This window comes from Rhodococcus sp. T7 (genome assembly GCF_009872365.1).
Lineage (GTDB): Bacteria > Actinomycetota > Actinomycetes > Mycobacteriales > Mycobacteriaceae > Rhodococcus_F.
In genome coordinates, this window is sequence record NZ_WXYH01000330.1 from 1 (window position 1) to 20905 (window position 20905).

The 20905-nt window shown below is 66.1% G+C and carries 19 protein-coding genes and 1 pseudogene; 10 read left to right on the top strand and 10 right to left on the bottom strand.

Annotated features, from left to right (window positions below; all coding sequences use genetic code 11):
• Positions 1–223 (top strand): annotated as a pseudogene (locus MLGJGCBP_RS52095) (alpha/beta hydrolase); the annotation flags it as partial.
• 180 nt (positions 224–403) lie between these two features.
• Positions 404–688 (top strand): DUF1905 domain-containing protein, encoded by a 285-nt coding sequence (locus MLGJGCBP_RS28475; protein WP_087562003.1) that lies wholly within the window; start codon positions 404–406, stop codon positions 686–688.
• A 443-nt stretch (positions 689–1131) separates the two neighbouring features.
• On the opposite strand, the gene MLGJGCBP_RS28480 is transcribed toward MLGJGCBP_RS28475, so the two are convergent.
• From MLGJGCBP_RS28480 to MLGJGCBP_RS28495, 4 genes are all read right to left on the bottom strand, one after another.
• Positions 1132–1422 (bottom strand): BMC domain-containing protein, encoded by a 291-nt coding sequence (locus MLGJGCBP_RS28480; protein WP_087562000.1) that lies wholly within the window; start codon positions 1420–1422, stop codon positions 1132–1134.
• Between the two features lie 91 nt (positions 1423–1513).
• Positions 1514–2317 (bottom strand): 5'/3'-nucleotidase SurE, encoded by an 804-nt coding sequence (surE, locus tag MLGJGCBP_RS28485; RefSeq protein ID WP_160099691.1) that lies wholly within the window; start codon positions 2315–2317, stop codon positions 1514–1516.
• A complete protein-coding gene (locus tag MLGJGCBP_RS28490) occupies positions 2314–3273 on the bottom strand; it encodes an HAD family hydrolase (RefSeq protein WP_160099693.1) in 960 nt (319 codons plus the stop codon). Before MLGJGCBP_RS28490 ends, surE begins: the two co-directional genes overlap by 4 nt.
• A gap of 2 nt (positions 3274–3275) precedes the next feature.
• Positions 3276–4271 carry a DUF7064 domain-containing protein gene (locus MLGJGCBP_RS28495; protein ID WP_160099695.1) on the bottom strand — a complete coding sequence of 332 codons (996 nt, stop codon included), beginning with the start codon at positions 4269–4271 and terminating at the stop codon, positions 3276–3278.
• Positions 4272–4535: 264 nt separating this feature from the next.
• Between MLGJGCBP_RS28495 and MLGJGCBP_RS28500 the strand changes: the two genes are divergently transcribed.
• The 8 genes from MLGJGCBP_RS28500 to MLGJGCBP_RS28535 all read left to right on the top strand — a co-directional run bounded on the left by MLGJGCBP_RS28500 (position 4536) and on the right by MLGJGCBP_RS28535 (position 12708).
• Positions 4536–4826: a EutN/CcmL family microcompartment protein gene (locus tag MLGJGCBP_RS28500; RefSeq protein ID WP_160099697.1), complete on the top strand. Its 291-nt coding sequence runs from the start codon at positions 4536–4538 to the stop codon at positions 4824–4826.
• A gap of 71 nt (positions 4827–4897) precedes the next feature.
• Positions 4898–5221 (top strand): BMC domain-containing protein, encoded by a 324-nt coding sequence (locus MLGJGCBP_RS28505; RefSeq protein ID WP_087561995.1) that lies wholly within the window; start codon positions 4898–4900, stop codon positions 5219–5221.
• Between the two features lie 71 nt (positions 5222–5292).
• On the top strand, positions 5293–6669 hold the full coding sequence (locus tag MLGJGCBP_RS28510) for an aldehyde dehydrogenase family protein (protein ID WP_160099699.1): 1377 nt from the start codon (positions 5293–5295) through the stop codon (positions 6667–6669).
• Positions 6669–7478 carry an ethanolamine utilization protein EutJ gene (gene eutJ, locus MLGJGCBP_RS28515; RefSeq protein ID WP_160099701.1) on the top strand — a complete coding sequence of 270 codons (810 nt, stop codon included), beginning with the start codon at positions 6669–6671 and terminating at the stop codon, positions 7476–7478. The genes MLGJGCBP_RS28510 and eutJ overlap by 1 nt, the downstream gene beginning before the upstream one ends.
• Positions 7475–8110, top strand: coding sequence for a hypothetical protein (locus tag MLGJGCBP_RS28520; RefSeq protein WP_073366703.1), 636 nt, complete (start codon positions 7475–7477; stop codon positions 8108–8110). The genes eutJ and MLGJGCBP_RS28520 overlap by 4 nt, the downstream gene beginning before the upstream one ends.
• Positions 8107–9417 carry a malate dehydrogenase gene (locus MLGJGCBP_RS28525; RefSeq protein WP_160099703.1) on the top strand — a complete coding sequence of 437 codons (1311 nt, stop codon included), beginning with the start codon at positions 8107–8109 and terminating at the stop codon, positions 9415–9417. Before MLGJGCBP_RS28520 ends, MLGJGCBP_RS28525 begins: the two co-directional genes overlap by 4 nt.
• Complete coding sequence (locus MLGJGCBP_RS28530; RefSeq protein WP_160099705.1) at positions 9414–10451, top strand: alcohol dehydrogenase catalytic domain-containing protein; 1038 nt, start codon at positions 9414–9416, stop codon at positions 10449–10451. Before MLGJGCBP_RS28525 ends, MLGJGCBP_RS28530 begins: the two co-directional genes overlap by 4 nt.
• 25 nt (positions 10452–10476) lie before the next feature.
• Complete coding sequence (locus tag MLGJGCBP_RS28535; protein ID WP_160099707.1) at positions 10477–12708, top strand: helix-turn-helix domain-containing protein; 2232 nt, start codon at positions 10477–10479, stop codon at positions 12706–12708.
• Between the two features lie 181 nt (positions 12709–12889).
• Here MLGJGCBP_RS28535 and MLGJGCBP_RS28540 read toward each other — a convergent pair whose 3' ends face one another.
• From MLGJGCBP_RS28540 to MLGJGCBP_RS28565, 6 genes are all read right to left on the bottom strand, one after another.
• The gene (locus MLGJGCBP_RS28540; protein WP_160099709.1) at positions 12890–15400 is read right to left on the bottom strand and encodes a pyruvate, phosphate dikinase; all 2511 of its coding nucleotides are present in this window, start codon (positions 15398–15400) and stop codon (positions 12890–12892) included.
• Between the two features lie 14 nt (positions 15401–15414).
• On the bottom strand, positions 15415–16035 hold the full coding sequence (locus tag MLGJGCBP_RS28545) for a hypothetical protein (RefSeq protein ID WP_087561989.1): 621 nt from the start codon (positions 16033–16035) through the stop codon (positions 15415–15417).
• Between the two features lie 96 nt (positions 16036–16131).
• Positions 16132–17568: a hypothetical protein gene (locus MLGJGCBP_RS28550; protein ID WP_160099711.1), complete on the bottom strand. Its 1437-nt coding sequence runs from the start codon at positions 17566–17568 to the stop codon at positions 16132–16134.
• A 44-nt stretch (positions 17569–17612) separates the two neighbouring features.
• Entirely contained in the window at positions 17613–18029 is a 417-nt protein-coding gene (locus MLGJGCBP_RS28555; RefSeq protein WP_160099713.1) for a PEP-utilizing enzyme, read from the bottom strand.
• Between the two features lie 128 nt (positions 18030–18157).
• Positions 18158–19753 (bottom strand): class I adenylate-forming enzyme family protein, encoded by a 1596-nt coding sequence (locus MLGJGCBP_RS28560; RefSeq protein WP_236581410.1) that lies wholly within the window; start codon positions 19751–19753, stop codon positions 18158–18160.
• On the bottom strand, positions 19746–20876 hold the full coding sequence (locus MLGJGCBP_RS28565) for an NAD(P)-dependent alcohol dehydrogenase (protein WP_160099715.1): 1131 nt from the start codon (positions 20874–20876) through the stop codon (positions 19746–19748). Before MLGJGCBP_RS28565 ends, MLGJGCBP_RS28560 begins: the two co-directional genes overlap by 8 nt.
• Positions 20877–20905 lie beyond the last annotated feature (29 nt).

The following is a 20905-nucleotide window of genomic DNA, read 5'->3' on the forward strand; positions in this document are numbered from 1 at the left end:
TGGACGCCCTGCTTTCGCTGCCCGAAATCGGCGGTCCGGTCGGGTACTCGGGAGGGGTGATCGCCATCGGCATCCGGTTGGCGGTGGTCGAGCCGCGCATCACGACCTGTTCGACGCCTTCGGCTCGAAGGAGAAGACGCTGCACGCCAATATGGGCGGGCATACCGGCGTCCCCCAGTTCGAGGGTGACGACAGGAACCGGTTCTTCGCCCGGCACCTGAAGCGGGACAGACCCGACAGGCCGGCAGCACACGATCGGAGCTGCCCGTCAGGATGTGCAGCTGAGATACGCGGTGGCGTGCGCAGTATGCGTCATTGGCGGGATGGTCGCTTCTGGACCCTTCACAATGAGGAGTTGATCCGGATGGATTCACCCGGTCCAGCACCGCGAAGGAGCAAGACCATGGCAGATCCCCGACCCCTGGACATCACCTTCACCGCCCGGCTTGGCAAGGTCCGTCCCGGGGACACTTGGACATGCGTGCAGCTACCCGACTCAGCACGGATCTTCGGTACCCGTGGTCTGGTCAAAGTCGCTGGGACCATCGACGCGCACCCGTTCACCGGAGCGTTCATGGCACTGGGAGATGGCACCCACAAGCTGCCCGTAGCTGCTGCCATCCGCAAGGCGATCGGCAAGAACGACGGTGACAACGTCGAGGTTCACCTCACCGAGCGACTGAACTGAACTCACCAAAGGCTAGACGTCCGGTACGGGATCCGCTTTCGGGAGGACTCCTGCCCACCGTGTCCAGTGCGGCGTGCGGATGCCAGGGCTTCGCTGTGGTGGTGGGTACACATATCGGGCGATGGTCGCTGACGTCCACCCCGCCAACCATCCGGCAAAGAACAGCAGAACCGGGGAGCGGGCTTCTGGTCGCGTGGTGCCGATGATCGACCACACGATGACCCAGGCGACGCCGCATCCGATGCTGTAAGTCGTGTAGGTGTGAGGCTTCATGCTCTCATTGTCCTTCAGCCGGGGATCTCCATTCGATAGCCGGATGAGGATGGTGATGCGATGACGACAGCCCGCTATCGGTGTCTCTGCGTGAGCGACGCTCGGCCCATCGCGACGCAATTTCAGTCGGCGTCGTGCAGCCGACAACAGTGGTGCCGGAGCCGGTTCCGTTACCAGATTGTGGGAATCGCGGCTGCCAACACGTCCTCGGTCTCGTTGTGGGGGCGCGCGATCACGTGCGATGTCGCCAACTCTCCTGTATTTCGTGCCGCCGCCATCCCTGCGTCGACCGCGGCCTGGACCGCGCCGACATCGCCGCGGACCAGCACGGTTACCTGTCCGTTGCGCAGAGTCCTGTATCCGACAAGAGCGACGTTGGCCGCTTTGACCATGGCGTCAGCAGCCTCGATGGCTCCGACCAAACCCACCGTTTCGATCAATCCAACTGCACCGGAACTCATTGTCCAACCTCCATATTCATCAGATGGCCTGTGCCACGTGCCTTGGCGACCGGGACTCCACATGACAGTTTGTGACGCTATTTCGCTCGTGTCACGAGCGGACCTGACAGATCCAGTCGATGGACGAGTCTCCGTTCAGGTGGAGCAGCGACAGCGTGGGGTGTCCCATCCGCACCCTTTCGATGTCGGAGCCTTCGACGATGTCGATCGTGGGTTCGAGTAACTCCGCCACCGGCAGCGCATCGGCATGCCGATCGAACTCGGCGATGAACGGCAGCAGGGTCGGCGCGGTGCCGGCGAGGGTCCACGACGCGGCGACCAGGGGTCGAACCTCCGCACTGGGTAGGTTGGGCACGTTGAGGTTGAATACCGATCCGGCGTCCGCGGTCATGATATTCGGCAGGATGTCGCCGACCACCGCGGCGGCGGTGCTCCAGTGCCGGGCAAGGCTGCGCTCCATCGATTGGTCGATTTCGAAGTCCAGGTGCAGCGATGCTGCCAATGCGGTCACGCCGTGCGCCCCGGCGACCATGGCCGCACCGGCAGTGCCCAAATGCAACACCGCTGCACCAAGGTTCGAACCCTCGTTGATACCGGAGAGAATAAGGTCGGGGACCGGGCCGAAGCGGCCGAGGACTGCGGCGAGTGCGATCATGCCCGGATGCGCGGCCACGGAGTAGGCCTCGACTCCCGGTAGCCCGGGTAGCCGACGGTGGCTCACTTCGAGTCGGTCTTCGACAAGAAACATCGTCAGGCCACCGGCGCTGCCGCTGGCTTGCCGGTGAGGTGCGGCGACCGTGACGTCGTACCCTTGCTCGCACGCAGTGTGAGCAAGGGCCGCCAGCCCTGGCGCGTCGATCCCGTCGTCGTTGGTGACCAGGACGTGGGGCGTCATGGCATCGCCAATCGCACTGCGAGCAGCAACTCGTTGTCCGCCGCGGATGGGGTGCCGTTCGCAATTGGCTCCCCTCGGGGTGGCGGGGCCGAGGTGGCGGGCTGGGTGTTCGGCGTCGGTGACACTCGGTGGGGGGTGATCCGCTCCTGTAGTGCCTTCGCTCCGGACACTCTGCGCTGCACCCGGGCCGGGATAGCCGAGGGTCGCGGTAACGCTGCGACTGGTGACGGCGGGCACGCACATGCCGCCGTCGCGGTGGCACTTGCAAATAGGTGCGCGAGAATCTCTTGCGGCCAGATCGCGACGAACTCCGCGCCGGCGGCGAGCAGTTGCTCTTCGGTGTGCATGCCCCAGGCGACCCCGACCGCGCGGATCCCGGCTCTCATTGCCGCTTCGACATCCCCGACTGTGTCGGTGATGATGGCGGTCGCCCCGGCCGGGACAGCACCTCCGATTGCTGATTCGTCGTAGAACGCTTGGCAGCGCCGACCGGAACCTTGCGCGGCGTCGTCGAGGAACCGCTGGATTCCCTTGGCCTTGTCGGGTTCGACATCGCCGCCGAACACGTGCCCGAAGCAGTATTCGAGCGTGTTCGTGCGCAGAACTCTGCGGATGACTTCAGTGGAGTTCGACGACAGAACGGCCAGGGTCGCGTGCGGCACCAGCGCTTTCACCACGTCCACCATGCCGGGAATCATGAGTGGGGCGTAGTCGGCTCCGAGGCTGCGCATGAAGTCGTCCTCGACAAGGCGCACATGCTCGGCGTCGCGGCAGAGACCGCGCAGGGAGACGAAGAAGTTGTTGGCGAACATCTCGTAGAACTGTTCAGCTGTTGTGATCCCGAGATGATGAGTGGCACTGATCTTCTCGAAGACCCGCCAGGATGCTTCGCGGGTCTGCACGAGTGTGCCGTCGAGGTCGAAGATCACCGCCTGCGGCGGCTCAGGTCGGCACATGGTCAGCTGCCGGCCGTGTCGGAGGCGCTGTAGATCTTGCACAACTGCTGGGGGCCGATGAAGTCCTGGATCTCGCCCCATCCACGTTCGGTGCCCGAACGCCATTCGGCGAGGACGTTGTACCCGACCGTGCCAGGCCCGGCCTGCCAGGGGAAACTCGTCCGGCCGAGGCCCTGGAGCTCATACTCCCGACCTTCGCTGTCGGTAAGCTCCAGCTCGACCGACTTGGCGAAGAACCCTTCCCGGATGGTGCGGCCCCGGCCCGCGGCCAACCCGAACAGTTCCCCCTTGTCGACGACGTAGCCGTGCTCGAGGGTGAGTTCGGTGGTGGCGTCTGGGCCGCCTGTGGGGTCGAAGTCGAAGATTCCGTGGATCGCGAAGTCCTTGGAGAAGTGGGCGTGCAGCCAGCTCATGGTGTGGCCCTGGTGCTCCGAGCGCAGACCCCAGCTGTGGTCCATCGTCGAGATGCAGTCGACGGCATACTTCTTGCCGCGCAGGTTGACCTCGCCCTCGAAATGACCGGACTGGTCGAAGTGGCCGGCGTAGGCCTCACCCCACGCGAACACGCCGTCGTCGGCCTGCTTGGCCACGATCGGGTCCTGCTGGGGGTCGTGGATGTCGAAGGCATCGGCGATGGCGGTGTACCGGAAGGCCAGCGAGACGTCGTCGCCGTTGTCGAATTCCACATCCCACACCCGGTTGGGTTCGCGGCAGACGACATGCAGGCCATTGTTCAAGCGGTAATCGCGCAGATTCCGCGGTTCCGGGATGGGCAGGTGGTGCTGGGCGTCCCAGTACTCGGCCTGCCAGGGCGCCTGCACGAACTTCGAGTTCATGGCGATCGTGGAGATCGCGACGCCCACATTCGGGCGGAAGAGCGCATAGACGCCGACGTTGAGGGTGGCTTCCGGGATGTAGAAGCCGAAGAAGTTCGTCTCGGTCCAGGTTGGATCGTCGCTGGTAGGGGTGTGGAAATCAGCGTCGATGTCTTCGATCATGTGGCTCTCCTAGGCTCTGGCGGTTGCCGCCCGGTGTGATTACCCGGCGCGGTCCTCGTCACCGCACACCTTGCCGAATTCGAGATACCCCCGCCACATCCATCGGGGACAACTGACCGGCCCAGAGCTGTCCCCGGGAGATAACGACCAGCGGGGTGTGCCGCCGTAGCGTCCTCCTCGATGCACTCCCGGGTCACTTGGGGTGAGCGGGAGTGCATCGATCCCGTTCGTTTTCGGTGACCCTAAGAGAAGGCGGTCCTCCCGGTGAGACTTGCACGTGTTGTCGGCCAGGTGGTGTCCACCGCCAAGGTTTCCGAACTATCCGGAACGACGATCCTGGTCGTCGAGGATATCGACACCGCCCCCGACGGTACGGATCGGCGGTCGTATGCCGCCGTCGACCTCGTCGGTGCCGGACAGGAAGAAATCGTTCTCGTCGTGTCCGGGGGCGCGGCACGAGTGGACCCGGCCACCACCGGTGTCCCGGTCGACCAGGCGATCGTCGCGATCGCGGACACGATCGTCACTCACGGTGAGGTGACCTACTCGAAATGACCACACGAACCGACGCAGTGCGCAAGTCACTCGCTGATCTACCCAGCAATAACGAAAATGGAGGAAAGACCATGGCAACCACTCAGACCACCCTGCCCGCCCGTGGCGCCGGAGCACTCGGCCTGATCGAGACCAAGGGTCTCGTCGGGGCAATCGAAGCCGCCGACGCAATGGTCAAGGCGGCGAACGTACAACTCCTCGGCCATCGGGAGATCGGTGGCGGCCTGGTCACCGTGATGGTCCGCGGCGATGTCGGCGCGGTCAAGGCCGCAACCGACGCCGGCGCGGTCGCCGCCGGCAAAGCCGGAGAGGTCGTCTCCGTGCACGTCATCCCGCGGCCCCACGACGAGACCGAGGGTGTGCTGTCGAACCTGGCCCGCCCCAAGGGCGCCTGAAAGTCGACCGCGATCGGGGCGCAACACAGAGTCGTCTGCGCCCCGGACCGAGCCATGGAAGGTAAAAGACCGTGACAGCAACGCTCGATGCGGACCTGGCGGCGCTGGTTGACGTCCGCGCACAGGTGACCGCCACGAAGAAGGCCTTCGACGCGATCGAAGGGGCCGACCAGCAGTGGCTCGACAACATCGTTCGGGCCATGGCGAAGGCCGGGTACGCCGCGTCCGAGGAACTCGCCCGGATGGCGGTCGACGAGACCGGATACGGCGTATACGAAAACAAGATCATCAAGAACCGCTTCAACACCGGCTTCGTGGCCGACTGGATGCTCGAGCGGCGGGCCGTCGGTGTGCTCTGGGCCGACGAGGAGAACAAGGTCACCGCCGTGGGCTCCCCGATTGGCGTGATCGCAGCGATCATCCCGGTCACCAACCCCACGGCCACCGTGTTGTTCAAGTCGCTGGCGGCGGTCAAGGCCGGCAACGCCGTGGTCCACGCACCACACCCACGGGCGGCGCGCTGCTCGGCCCGGGCGGCGGAAATCATGGCGGAGGCAGCGGTGCGGGCCGGCGCCCCGGAGAACCTGGTGTCCTGCCTGCAACAGCCCACCCTGGAGGCCACCCGGGAACTGATGCGCCACAACAGTATCCGCCTGGTCCTCGCCACCGGTGGTCCCGCGATGGTCGCCGCCGCGTACTCGAGCGGCAAGCCGACCATTGCGGTCGGCGCGGGCAATGTCCCCGCCTACGTCGACTCGACGGTCACCGATCTCACCGAGACGGCGACGATGATCGTGACCTCCAAGTCGTTCGACAACGGCACCGCCTGCGTCGCCGAGCAATCCGTGGTGGTCGCCGAACCTGTCGCCGACCAATTCGTCGCGGAACTGTCCCGTGCCGGCGCCGCCTGGCTGACCCCGGAACAGCAGGCCGCATTGACCAGCACCCTGTTCGACGAGCGCGGCGGACTCCGTGCGAACGCGGTGGGCCAGTCCGCGATCCGATTGGCAGAGCTGTCCGGGTTCACCGTCCCGGCGACGACGAAGGTGCTGGCGGCCGAGATGACCGAGGTCGGCGACCACGCACTGCTCTCGCGCGAGATCCTCGGACCGGTCCTGACGATTTATCGGGAGGCGGACTACCAGGCGGGCTGGCGGCGGTGCCGGGAGATCCTGGCACTGGGCGGCGAAGGCCATACCGTCGCCGTGCACAGCGCCGACCCGACGGTGGTGGCCAAGTTCGGCGAACTTCCGGCCGGCCGCATCGTCGTCAACACACCAGCCCTCTTCGGTGGGATGGGGTACTCGACGAACGTCGATCCGTCCTTCCAGATCGGCACCGGGACGTGGAGCGGGTCGATCTGCTCGGACAACGTCACCCCGCTGCACCTGGTGAACATCAAGCGCATCGCGCACGAGGCCCGGCCCTGGCGTGGAGTGTTCGACTGATGTCCCTCGACACGGTCGCGCAGACACTCGATCAGGCGCATCGGCGCATCCGTTCCGCCCGAACGGATCACGACGGTGATCTGCGCACCGGCATCGACCTCGGCACCGCCACCTGCGTGATCACCGTGGTCGATTCCACCGGGGATCCGGTGTGGATCGATTTCGACCGCACCGCCGCCATCCGCGACGGGGTCGTCGTGGACTTCGCGGCCGCAGCCGCGGCAGTCCGGAAGCTGAAAGCGACCGCCGAGGACGAACTCGGCGTCGAGCTGATCAACGCGGCCACCGCCTATCCCCCGTGCATCGGGGAGGCCGACAGTCGGGCCTGCCGCTTCGTCCTCGAGAGCGCGGGCTTCGACGAGGTCGTCCTGATCGACGAGGTCAGCGCCGCCAACAAGACCCTCGACGTGGCCGACGGGGTGGTCATCGACGTCGGTGGCGGATCGACCGGCGTGGGAGTCTTCGAAGCGGGGCAGCTGACCGCCCTCGACGATCGCCCCGGCGGCGGACACCACCTGGATCTGATCCTTGCCGGCGCTCTCGGCGTCACCATCGCCGAGGCGGAGGAATGCAAACGGGCTGGTAGCGGTGACTACCTCGCGATCCTTCGACCGGGAATCGAGCGCATCGGTTCCTCGATCCGGGATCTGACCCGAGGCGCCGAACACCTCGAACTCCATCTCGCCGGCGGCGCCCTGATGCTTCCCGGCGCCGATACGACCATCAGTAAATACCTGGGCCGGCGTGTGCGGGGTTATCCGCACGCGCTGCTCATCACTCCATTGGGAATCGCGAGGTACGCGTCATGACAGGCACAGCAACACTCCGGACGTACGCATTCATCGATCGAATGCAGCCGCAGTGTGCGGCGCACATCGCCGCCACCAGCCCCGGCGACCCGCCGTTGGCCGGGATGGCGGAACTGTTCGTCGAGATGGCCCCGGGCAACGAGGTGTTCCGCGCGGCGGACATCGCGCTGAAATCTTCCGGGGTACGTCCCGCCCTGCAGATCATCGAACGCGAATTCGGTCTACTCGAAATCCATTCCGAGCACCAGGCGGAAGTCCTCGCGGCCGGGGAGGCTCTGCTCGATGCGCTCGGGATGAAGGAAACCGACCGCATCAAGCCGGTCGTCGCGTCGACCCAGTTCATCACCAACGTGCACGGGTATCAGGCGCAGCTACTGAACAAGTGGCGCAAGGGCACCCTACTGATGCCCGGCTCGAGCCTGTTCGTCATGGAAGTCGCCCCGGCGGCGTATGTGTCGTTGGCCGCGAACGAAGCGGAGAAGGCCGCGGACATCGACGTCATCGAGATCCGCGCCGTGGGCCGGTTCGGTCGACTGTTCCTGGCCGGCAGTGAAAGCGAGGTCGCCACCGCCCGCGATGCCGCGGTCGCCGCGCTCGAATCACTCGAAGGGACCGAGGAGGCCCGGCGATGACGGTCTTCGGTGTCGACGCGGTCCCATCGGCCGGGGCCGGCGAGCTGGTTGTCGGAGCGAAAGACATCGTCACCCCGCTCGCACGGGAACTGGCCCGCGAACGCGGCATCACGATCGTCGTTGCCAGCGCCGGACCGCCCAGCATCCCCGCCACCGCGAACCAGTCGCCGCCCCCGGCACCCGCTGCGGTGGCCCCGATGTTTGCCCGCCCGTCCTCGAACGGGTCACACACAGCGCCGCCCCCGCTCGCGCCGCCGGCCCCGGCGCTGTACCGGCGCGGGGCGCCGCTGCATCCCGCCGTCGCTCCCGCCGCCCTGCACCAGCCCCGCATACCGCGACCCGAGCTGACGAGTGCTGCGAAATCCGTCGGCCGGGTGGTCGTAGTCGGCGCCGGGCACGTCGGAATGATCACCGCGATGAAGCTCGCGGAGGCGAACATCATCGCGGAAGTCGTCCTCGTCGACATCGCCGAAGGACTGGCGGCGGGAATCGCGTTGGACCTGACCCATTCGACCGCGCTGCTCGGCTTCGACACCACCATCCGCGGCGTCACCAGTCTCGCAGAGGCCGGGCCCGCCGACTACGTGGTCATCACCGCCGGGCGGGCCCGCCAGCCCGGGATGAGCCGGACCGATCTCGTGGAGGTGAACGCCGGCATCGTCGGCGCACTCGCCCGCGAGGCCGCCGCAATCTCCCCCCAGACGGTGTTGCTGGTGGTGACCAATCCGCTCGACGAGATGACCCACCACGCGTGGCAGGCCTCGGGGCTGCCCGCCGAGCGGGTGATCGGCATGGCCGGGGTGCTCGACAGCTCGCGCTTCCAGGCCTTGGCCGGGTTGGCTACGGACTCCCCCGCGTCCACGGTGAACGCGCTCGCCCTGGGCAGCCACGGCGACGAGATGGTCATCCCGCTGTCGCAGGCGCGAGTAGCGGGCACTGCGATCACCCAGGCGCTGCCGAACGCACAGGTCACCGCACTTGTCGACCGGGCCCGCAACTCCGGCGCCGAGATCGTCGGGCTCCTCAAGTCCGGCAGCGCATTCTTCGCCCCAGGTGCCTCCGCCGCCCGCATGGTGTTGGCAATGGCCACCGATTCCGACCAGATCCTCCCGGCCACCGTGCGTGCCCGAGGCCAGTACGGCATCACGGATGGGTATGTCGGACTTCCGGCCCGGTTGGGTCGCAACGGGTTACGCGAGATCGTGGAGATGCCACTGACCCCGGATGAGCTGACCGCGGTGCGCACCGCAGCTACCCGGATCTCCGAGCGGGTGGCCGACCTCGAGCGAGTGACGGCCGCGTCATGAGAGCGGTGGTGTTCGCCGGGGTCGGTGCCGTCGAGGTCTCGAGCGTCCCTGATCCGGCTCTGATCGACCCGACCGACGCACTGGTCAAGGTGCATCGGGCAGCGATCTGCGGAACCGATCTGCACACGATCACCCACCCCGACGGTCTGTCCCGCGGAGCGGTGCTCGGCCACGAGTTCACCGGCACCGTGGTGACGGTCGGTTCGGCGGTGCGGACCTTCGCCACCGGTGATCGGGTCAGCGGCGCCGACTTCACCGCGTGCGGGCACTGCTGGTGGTGCCGCAGCGGGAATCACTGGGAATGCGGTCAGCGCCAGTTCTTCGGCACCGGTGAGGCGTTCGGTCCCGCGCTGGCCGGAGCCCAGGCGGAGATCGTCCGAGTACCACATGCCGATGTGGTCCTGCACGCCATCGCCGACGGAATCTCGGACGAGGCCACCCTGTTCTTCGGGGACGTCCTGGCGACCGGGTACGCGGCGGTGCAACGCTGCGACATCCGGCCCGGCGATACCGTCGCGATCATCGGTGGCGGGCCTGTCGGGCAGCTGACCAGCCTCGCCGCGCAGGCCTGCTCGGCCGGCCCGGTCGTGCTGATCGAACCGGTCGCGGAGCGGCGGGCCACCGCCCACGCACACGGGGCGCTCGCCGCGACCCCGGAGGAGGCGCGACCGCTCGTCGACGCGCTCACCGACGGTCGCGGCGCGGATGCCGTCATCGAGGCGGTCGGTGGCCCACGCGGACTCGACGCCGCGTTCGGGCTGGTTCGCCGCCGTGGCACCGTCGTCTCGGTCGGGGTGCATCAACAACCGACCTGGCCGCTGCCCGTCGCGCAGGCGTTCGCCGGCGAATTGACACTCCGCTTCGCGATCGGCAATGCAATCCGCGACCGGGACCGGTTGTCCGGATTGGTGGCCTCCGGGGCGATCGACCCGACCATCATCATCGACCACCGAGTCGACCTCCACGACGCACCGTCCGCATACGAGGCGATGACCTCGCGCCGTACGCTGAAGGCAGTCATCGAAGTGTCCTAGACACACACGAACCGACGAGGCGGGTATGGACCACACGGAGAGCTCGATCGGGGTGCGAGCCACCCCGATCGGCACGGTACCCGGAGGGGCCGTGCCAGTGGAGCGGATCCAGGCGCTGCTGGCGACGATCCCGCAGAACGCCGTCGCCGCGGCAGCGGATGTTGTCACGACCTTCAGCAGCAGCATCCCCGTCAGCGTTTTCCATCGACACGACCTCGACTGGATCGTGCTCGCCGGCGCGCAGGACTCCGCCGACCAAACTCAGCTGGCCGCCCTCGAGTGCGGTGCCGGTCCCCTGGTAGACCGCGCAGCCACCGTCGGCAGCGTCGCCATCGTCGTCGATCTGTCCGTCCCGGTCCAGGTGGTCTCGGCGCACCGCACTCTTCTCGCCCAGCTCTGCGTGTGGATCGAACTGACAGCCCACGCCCATGCCTCCACCGAAGATCTCGCCGCGCTCGACGACGAGGCCGAGGTCATGCGCGCCGTAACGCACCAGATCCTCAGCGCGCAAGACCTCGACCAGGTTCTGCTCAACATCACCACCCAGACCCTGCGGATGTCCGAATCAGACATCTGTGGGGTGTTCCTGCGGGAGGACGACGAGTTGCGCATGCGCAGCTGCACCGGGCATCGGGTGATCGACACCGCCCGTTTGCGGATGAAAAAGGGCCAGGGGGTGGCCGGGCTCGTCTTCGAAACCGGGAAGGTCGCCAAGATCGACAGCTACCTCCAGGATTCGACGATCAGCACGGATTTCATGTCCCTCGCCGAGCAGGAGGCGACTCGTTCGGCGCTGGCGGTGCCCCTGATCGTGCACGGAGACATGATCGGTGTCCTGGAGGTGTGGCGGCGCCGCTACTCCTCGTTCACCGAGCGCGACGTCCGCCGCTTGGTGGCGCTGGCCGACCTCGCCACCATCGCCATCGAAAATGGTCGCCTCTACGACACCCAGCGGGCCACCGTCGTCGAACTCGACCGGACCCGCATTTCCCTCGAGCGCCAACTGACCCTGCTCAATCGGTCTGCAACACTGCAGCATTCGCTGATCGAGATCGTGCTCGCCAATTCCGCCGTCACCAGTTCGGTGGCCCGCACCGTGGGTACCGAACTGGGCTGCGATGTCGTGATCCTCTCCGCCACCGGAGAGATCGAGGCAACCTTCCCGCGCACCCTCGACACCACACCCCTGCTCGACGAAGTGATCGGCCGGCACGGTGTGTTGCCGCAACGCGCCACCCGGATCGTGGCCCGTGACGCCCGCACGATCTGGGCTCACCCGGTCATCGCCGCCGAGAACCAGTACGGGGCGGTCTGCCTCGTCGGTGGCAGCGAGGATGCAGAGATCATGGAGGTGGCATGCGGGCAGGCCGCGATGGTCTGTTCCCTCACCCAGCTGCAGCAGCGCGCCGCCAGCGCCGCTCGGGCCGAGGCCCTCGACCAGATCCTGTGGGACCTGATGGAAGGCACCGCCGAGCAGCGGTCCGCCGCGCGCAGCCGCACCCACCAGATGGGAATCCGGCTCAAAGGTTTTCACCGGGTCGTCTACGGCGTTCTCGAAAACACCGACGCCATCTCCGCGCAGGAGGGGTGGACCACATCCTCCGCAGATACGTTGCGGCGCAACGTCCTCAACGGTCTCCGCAGCTGCACCCATCCCGCGCCGTTGACGCTCACCAGTGTGCGCGGCAACTGGATCGTCGCCCTCGCCCCGATCAAGGACCGCGAACGAGCCCGGGCTCTGCTCGATGAGCTGGACAAGACCGCGGCCCAGTGTCATCCGGAGCTGCGGATCACGTGGGGTGTGAGTTCGGCACGCAGCGACCCGGCGGACTATCCGGCGGCCTTCGGCGAAGCGAAGACCGCACACGCCGCCTCCCGTCGCCTCGGCACGGTGTCCCTGTATGACGAACTCGGTATCGTGCGGCTCCTGCTCGGTAGCAGCGACAATCCCGACCTGCAGGGATTCATCAAGGAGGTCACCGAGCCACTGCTCGAGTACGACCAGCAGTCGGACGGATCCCTGCTCAAGACGCTGCGCACCTTCTTCGATGCCAATTGCTCGCAGAAGGATGCCGCCGAACGGCTGTTCGTCCATCCCAAGACCCTCGCCTATCGGCTGGATCTGATCCGCAAACTCACCAATCTGGACCTGTCCCGACATTCCGACCGGATGCGCGCCGACCTGGCGCTGCGGCTCTTGCAGGTCACCCAGGCGGTCAATGACCTGGACGGCGATTCGACGCTACCCACCAACTGAGAGTGGTGTGTGGTGACCCCCGACCGGGTTCTCACCACACACCACCCGTCGCCGGTTGGACCTTCTTCGTATCGACTTCGGGCGGAATAGACGCGGCCGCACGGCCGGTCAACGACGACTGAGGGTGGCGCAGGACGGCGTTTGATTCACGCCACCCATACCCCACCCTCAGGTCACCGACCTACTCGCTCTGGCGGTCTCGTTGTCCCAACGCCAGGATCGATGGGCGCACCTCATCGGCGTCGACGCCGAAGCGGGTGAACCCGCGCTGCTGCAGTGCCTGCACCAGTTCCGCGGTGACCGGTCCACTCAACCGGATCCCCACCCGGCGATTCCGATCTCGGGCGATCACAGCGGCGACGGTGTCGACCAAGTGGCCGACCTGATCGTCGATCTCGACGCGAGGGTCGACGGTGATCAGGCCCCGACGCAGATACGAATCGAGCGGTTCACTGGTCAGCAGGTGCCGCGCCGAGATACCGGCCACCGCGGCCTGCAGGACCCGCAGTTCGATCCACACGACGTCACTGTGTTCGGTGATGGCGTCGATGGAGGCGACACCGCGGGGGCTGGTCAGATACCCACCGATCTCCACCTGCTCGGCGCCGGGCAGGTGGTCCCGCAGCGCGACCAGCGCGGCGACCTCACCGCTGTCGGCGATCTTGCGGACCGTGAAGTGCACACGCAACTCGGCATCCGCGTTCTGCAGGGCAGCGGTGATACCGCGCAACTGCGCAGACAGAATTTCCTCCGACCCGAGCGGCAACGCCAATTCCGGGTGCGCAATGAACAGCTCGGCCGTGCGGAGCAACTCGCTTGATTCGTCGGCGTGAAAATCGATCGCCCGCACCCCGAACTCGGACACGCTCGCATCGGCGAACAACTTCGAAAACTCGGTGGCCACAGCGGCCTCGAGCGCCGCGCTGGCATCGCTGATCTCGCCCTCGCGCAGCGTGGTGATGATTCCGTCGAGGTGCCCGGTGGTGGCCAGGACGTCGTCGATACCCGCCACCAATCCGGTGGCACCGCGTGCGAGCGCCTGACGCACCTGATCCGGTGTGGTCGCCCGCGCGAAGACCTGCGCGCCGGCACGTTCGCGGGCGAGTTCGAGCAGACCCGAGAGACGGTCGTCCTCGGCCGCCGGCTCACTGAGCTCGATCTCCCCGGCAATCACCTCACCCGACGAGCCGTCGAGGGAGACGATATCTCCGGTGGTCAGAGTCCTGCCGGCCACGTGCATGGTGCCCGCCGCGGGGTCGATGTCCACCGCGGCGCATCCGACGACGCAGGTGGTGCCCAGTGCGCGGGCCACCACGGCGGCGTGGCTGGTCGAACCGCCCGTGGCGGTGAGGATGCCGTCGGCGGCGATCATGCCGTGCAAGTCGGTCGGGCTGGTCACCGGCCGCGCCAGGATGACTGTCTTGCCCTCCTTGACCGCCTGCTGCGCCGCGTCGGAGTCGAAGTACAGCTCACCGACCACGTGCCCTGGGGACGCGCCGACGCCGGTGGCCAGCAATCGCCCGTCCTCGTGGGCGCGGGCGTAGGCATCCGGGTCGAACCCGGGCCGCTGCACCTGGCGGATCTGCTCCAGGGTCAGCGTCGCGAGGGCACCGGAGGTGCTCACGACCTGCTCGGCGAGCAGGTCGGCCGCGATCCGGATCGCGGCCTGGGCGGTGCGCTTGGCGCTGCGGACCTGAAGCATGTACAGGATGCCGCGTTCAACGGTGAACTCGATGTCGAGGACGTCGCCTCGGCGGCGTTCAAGCTCGACGCAGGTGCTCTCGAGTTCGGTGTAGACGTGCGGGAGTCGGTCGCGTAGCGCGGTGACGGGGTCCGGGGTGCGGATACCGGCGACGACGTCTTCCCCCTGACTGGCGGCAAGGAACTCCCCGAACAGTCCTGGCTCGCCGGTGACGGGGTTGCGAGTGAACACCACGCCCGAGCCGGAGTCCTCATCGAGGTTACCGAAGACCATCGACTGCACGACCACCGCGGTCCCGAGGTCGTTCGGGATCTTGTGCACTTCACGGTATTTCACGGCACGTCGGGTATTCCAGGACCGGAAGACCGCCTCCACGGCGCCGATGAGCTGAGCGCGTGGGTCGCTGGGAACTTCGTCGTCGAGTTCGTCGCGCACCAGGGTCTGGCAGTGCTCCCACACCCGGTCGTAGACGGGTCCGGGCTGGCTGTCGGTCTCCACGTCGTCGATCAGCGCGGCGAGATCCTCGCGGTCGGGTGTCTCGAGAGCCCCCATCACCGTTTCGGCGTACATCCCGTGGAACCGGAACAGCACGTCCGCCATGAAGCGGGTGTCGCCGGTGACGTCGGCCAGCGCGATCGCCGCATCGCGGCCGAGACCGAGGTTGAGGACGGTGTCCATCATCCCCGGCATGGACACCGGAGCCCCTGAGCGAACGGACAGCAGCAGCGGGAAGGGGCCGCCACCGAATGTCTTGCCTGTCGCCTGTTCGAGCTCGTTCAGGCGGCCGTGGATTTCCTCGATCAGGTCCTCGGTCATGGACCCGTGCTCGAGGTAGTCGTGACAGGCCGACGTGGAAATGACGTACCCGCCGGGCACGTTCAGGCCTTCCTGGGTCATCTCGACCAGGCCGTAGCCCTTGCCGCCGAGCACATTCCGGTCGATCTCACCTGGTTCACTGAACGCGCGGGTCAGTCCGGTCGTAACAGTCACAGAGCTCACCTTGTTCACTCCTTACGTGCGCGACCGAGGGTGCGCAGCAAGTCTTCGTGGAATTCGAACCACACGTTGTGCACCGAGTCCTTCGTTGGATCGGAGACGAACGCGATGTCGCCGCTGTCGACCTTTTCCAAGGAGCGTTCGAATCGTCCGATGTAGGTGCGGAACCGCTGGTCCTTTTCGCCGAGCGCTTCGAGCAGCCCCTCGAGCCGGGACACCAGGCGCTCGATGGTGGAGATCACCTTCGCGTCGTAGGCAGAATCGCTGTGGTCATTGGCGAGTTTGCGTCCGCCCACCTCGATCTGCTGCCAAGAGGACATGGTCTTGAGGAAGCGGGAATTGACGTCCTCGAACTTGTCGGCGACTTGCAGCACCGAGGGATCGTTGCGGATCGGCCCGTAGATCGCGGCCGCGGAATCGACCAGCACCGGACCCGAGGCGTCGGTGGGCAGTGCCGTCTCGCCCATCAGTGCGAGGTAGTCACTGTCGGCGAGTTCGGCGAAGATCTCCCGAACCTGATCGGTGCCCAGATCCACGATCTCCGAAACGGCGGCCGCGGTGGCCATCTTCTTGAGCGCCACGGCATTGAGGACGTCGTAGAGACGTTTGTCGAGCAGTGTTTGTGTCATATGGTCATTCCCAACGATCGAACGGGGGCGACGGAACGCAGATGCCCACGCGACAGGCCGGTTCGCTCCGCCGCCCCCGAATCTGTGAACGGGTGGTTAAAGCCAGCGGTACTTCGACCTGCGCAGATCCGCACCCTCCCCGAAGGGCAGATAGCCCTGGCCGGAGAAGATCTTCTGCGGAACGACTTCCTGCGCGAAGCCGCGCTTGCCGATGTCGTAGTAGTAGTTCGACACGCGCTGGTCAATTTCCCAGAGCTGGTATTCGTCGCATGCCTTCTCGTATGTTCCGGCCTTACGCAGGTACGGCAAGATCATGTCTACGTAGTAGACGTATTGGCCGGCCCAGATGAGGTCGCGGCGGCACATCCGCGAGATCTTGCCGTACATCTTGAGCGTGGCGTCCTGAATCTTCGGCAGCTCGCCACCCAGGTCGTCGATCTTGATGGTGCGCACGTCCGACATCGGGGTGTCCCACTGCTCTCGGGCGAAGACGGCGCCGCCGACGATGGCGGGAATGTAGTTCTTCGGCCGGGTGAAGGTGGTGGAGATGTCGTTGACGCGAATTTCTTGCAGTCCCAGTATTTCCGGGTCGATCTCGAGCGCGATGGTGTAGGCGTGCGGCAGGCCGGCGTCGTCGCACACATCGGACCAGTGGAAGACGGGCTCGTTGACGAACAGATCACGAAGAATGAGGATGTTGCCGTTGGGCAGTTCATAGGGGCCGGTATCACCGAGACCGAGCCGGCAATCCATGTGATCGAGGAACGAGAGCAGTTCGGCGGCGGCGTTGAAGCGGGTGAAGGATTCGTGCTTGGGGCTTCCCGGTTCGAGCGTTTCGAGCTGGTTGATGATGCCCGCGAGGAAGTCCGGCTCGTGGATCTGGCAGCGGTAACGGTCCTGCGAGTTGAGGATGTATCCGTCCTGGCGCTTGCCGAACTCGATCCGCTGCATGAACTTGAGGAGCTCGTTGCTCTCCTCGATGTAGTCGTCGGGTCCGATCGCTTCGAGTGCGAGCAGTCCGCAGCGGCCCATCCCGAAGCCGACAGCCCCGATCGACCAGTCGTGCACCGCGTTGATCTTGGTGCCGATCTCCCGCCGTGCCGAGGCCCCGATGTCCAAGATGCCCTGGGCTCCGACCTCGTCGGTGGTCATGCGCAGGATCTCCGGCCATCGGTAGAACTCGTGCATGAACGCGAGGATCTCGTATTCCTGGCGGGGGATCATGCCCGAGACGCCTTCGGTGGCGCGCATGACGAGCACGTCCCAGATGTTCCACGCCAGGTAGTTGTTGAGGTCGTTGAGCTCGTCCAGGGTGAACTGGTCGGCCAGGACGTCCTCCTTGCTGACCTTCTCGAGGACCTTGCTCTTGGCGCGCTGCTTCTGCACCTTGTCGCCGAGGATGCCGTCGCGCATGGGTTCCTGGCCGACGAAGTTGCCTTCGAAGACCAGGTCCTGGAACCGCAGACCGTCATCGTCGGGTTCGTAGCGCTGCTTGTATGTCGAGCGGAGGCCGGGTGTCATTTCGATGCTCATTGGGGGGTGTTCCTCTCTGCCCATGGATGTGTGGTCGAAGACGGTCAGCTGACGATGCTGACGCGCGCGACCTCCGCGTCGCCACAGTGCAGTTGGACGGTTTTGCCGATCAGGGTTTCGGCGATCTCCTCGAAGTGCGCGTCGTCGGTGTTGCCCACGACGTAGCGCGAATCGCTGGCGGTCAGGTGCGCGGTCATCACACACGGGATCTGGAACTCACGAGAGAGGATGCCGAGGTGCGACTCGGGAGCGCCCGACATCGTGATGACGCCGGAAGCACCCATGCTCAACGCCGGAGTCAGGAAGGTCGTCGTGCCGCCGCGAACGAGCAGGATGTAGTCCTGCAACTTTCCGGACCGCACAACCTCGATCACGTCCTTGGGGGAGCCCAGGAACTTGACCTCACCCTTCGGGCTCTTCTGTGTCTCGAAGGCGTTGAACCCTTCGGCTACAACCTGCATTGGTACTCCTTTGATCGAATCGAGGAAGGTGGCCTCGACCACATCCAACTTGCCATGTTGCTCCAGTCACAATGCCCGCTGATGTGTGACCACCGCATGGGCGCCGCGGATAGCGTTCCGTGTGACCATTATCTCGCGCGGACAACGTCTTGATCACTGTCGGCGACCTCGAGTTCCGCCAACTTGCGGCGCATGAGCTTGCCCGACGAGGTGGTCGGCAGGGCATCGACGAACACCACCTCACGCGGCCGCTTGTAGGCGGCCAAATGGGCTCGGCAATGCTCGATGATCTCCTGTGGGAGCAGCTGGGCGGCCGGGGCCGGAACGACGTAGGCGACGGCGATCTCCCCTTTGACCGGATCCGGCCGGCCTCCGACGGCGACCAGCGCGACGTGGGGATGCGCGCCGATGACGCGTTCGATTTCGGCGGGATACACGTTGTAGCCGGCGGTGACGATCATGTCCTTGAGCCGGTCCACGATGAAGAAGTGTCCGGTGTCATCGACGTAGGCGACATCGCCGGTGCGCAGCCACCCGTCTTCGGTGAGCGCCTCGGCGGTGGCGTCCGGGCGGCCGTAGTACCCGAGCATCACCAAGGGGCCACGGACGAGCAACTCACCATGCTCACCCCTCGGGATGTCGCCTGTTGTGCCGTCGATCGCGCCGATCTTGATCTCGAGCCCGGGGAGAGAGACTCCGATCGACCCGGCTACCGGTGGGGCGTGGACCGCGTGGGTGGTGCCCAGCCCGGACAGCTCGGTCATCCCCCACAGTTCCAGCACCGGGCCCGGGGCCCTGGTCTGCCAGCGATCGAGCAGTTCCGGGGCGAATGTCTGACCACCGATGGTGCTTGCGCGCAGGGTGGTCAGGTCCGCGGTCTCGAACGCCGGGTGTGCGAGCATCATCGAATACATCGCCGGCACGCCCTCGAACAGGGTGGCACGGGCTCCTTCGAGCAGCGCCAGGGCTTCCCCGGCGTCGAACCGCTCCATCAGCACTACCGTGCCGCCGGCGAGGAAGGTGCTGTTGATGGCGACGTTGCCGTACACGTGCGCCGAGGGCAACGCGGTGACGACGATGTCGTCGGCGTTGCGCCCGTGCATCGTGGCCGTCAACGCGCAATTGAGCAGCACCGATCGCTGCGACTGCATCGCGCCCTTCGGGTGGCCGGTGGTCCCGGAGGTGTAGCCGATGCTGCACAGGTCGGTGGGACCGGGCGCCGGACGCGCGGCCGGCGCACCGTCGACCGGGGCGGTGAGCAGCTCGGTGAAGGGCACCGCACCGATTCCGTCGCCGATGTCACCGTCGAGCTGGCACACCAGTTCGACGGCGGACATCTCCCCCAGAACGCTCGCGACCGTATCGGCTTGGGATGCCCCGAAGAAGAGGGCTTCGGCCTCGCAGTCGGAGAGGACGAACGCCAACTCCGGACCGGTGAGCATGACATTGACCGGATTGACGGTCGCACCCGCTTTGAGGATCCCGTGATACGCGACGATCCATTCCCAGCAGTTCTGTGCGTAGAGCGAGCACACGTCTTTCGTGCCGATCCCCCGCGCGCGCAGTGAGGCCGCGACCGCGTCCGACAGGTGGTGGAGTTCCCGGTACGTCAGGCACGTGTCACCGACGACGAGGGCGACCTTGTCCGGGTGGCGGGCCGCGGAGAAGGGAAGGATCTCTCCCGGTCCCACCGCGGGCGGAACGCCACCGGAGCGATTATTCACCTGTCGCCCTGTTCGCCGAGGTGGGCTCGTCGAAGGTCAGAACCGCCTTGGTGACCTTGCCCAGGTGAACAGCCTCGATCGCCTCGTTGATCTGGTCGAACTCGAAGGTGTCGATCAGCTCGGTGAAGGGGAACTTGCCGGCCTGGTAGAGATCGATCATGCGGGTGACGAATTCCTGCGAAATGGCGTCGCCCTCGATGACGCCGATCAGGCTGCGGCCGAACAACAGGTGCCCCTGGTCGACGGAGATCTCGTTCGGGACGCCTTGGAAGCCGACGGTGGCACACACCCCCGGCGACTGCAGACATTCGAGTGCGCTGCGCACGACGTCCGCCAGGCCGATGCAGTCGACCGAATAGTGAACTCCTCCTCCGGTGATGTCGCGGATTCGTTCGACCACGTTCTCCTCGGCCGAGTTGATGGTGTGGGTGGCGCCGAGGTCGGCGGCCTTCGCCAGGCGTGCGGGCTGGATGTCGACGGCGATGATGGTGCTGCAGCCGGCGACCACCGCGCCCAGCAGGGCGGCGAGCCCGACCGAGCCGGTCCCGAAGATCGCGATCGACGATCCTTCGTCCGGATGGAGGGTGTTCAGCACCGCGCCGGCACCGGTTTGGATGCCGCAACCGAGGGGAGCGAGCAACTCGAGCGGCAGATTGCGGGCGACGCGGACACAGTTCTGCTCGTTGGCCACGGCGTAGGTCGCCCACGAGGATTGGCCGAAGAAGTGTCCGCGTACCTGTTCGCCGCTGGAGCTGAGGACGCTCGAACCGTCCAGGCGTGCGCCGACCAAATTGAGTGGGAGGAAGTTCCGGCAGTGCATCGGGAGTGAGCGTGCGCAGTTGTCGCACTCGGCGCAGAAGTTGTAGGAGAGCACCACGTGGTCGCCGGGCTCGATGCGCTCGACCTCCGGTCCGACCGCGGTGACGATTCCTGATCCCTCGTGGCCGAGCACGATTGGGGCGGCGTCGGTTTCCGCGGTCGCGATCATCCCGAGGTCGGTGTGGCAGATACCGGAGCCGACGATCCGCACCAGGACCTCGCGGGGGCGTAACTCGCCGATGTCGAGTTCCTCGAGCGACAACGGCTCCTGCGCTGCTCGCAGGACGGCTGCTGTGGTCTTCATAGTTGCACTGTCCTCTTCGAAAGATATTC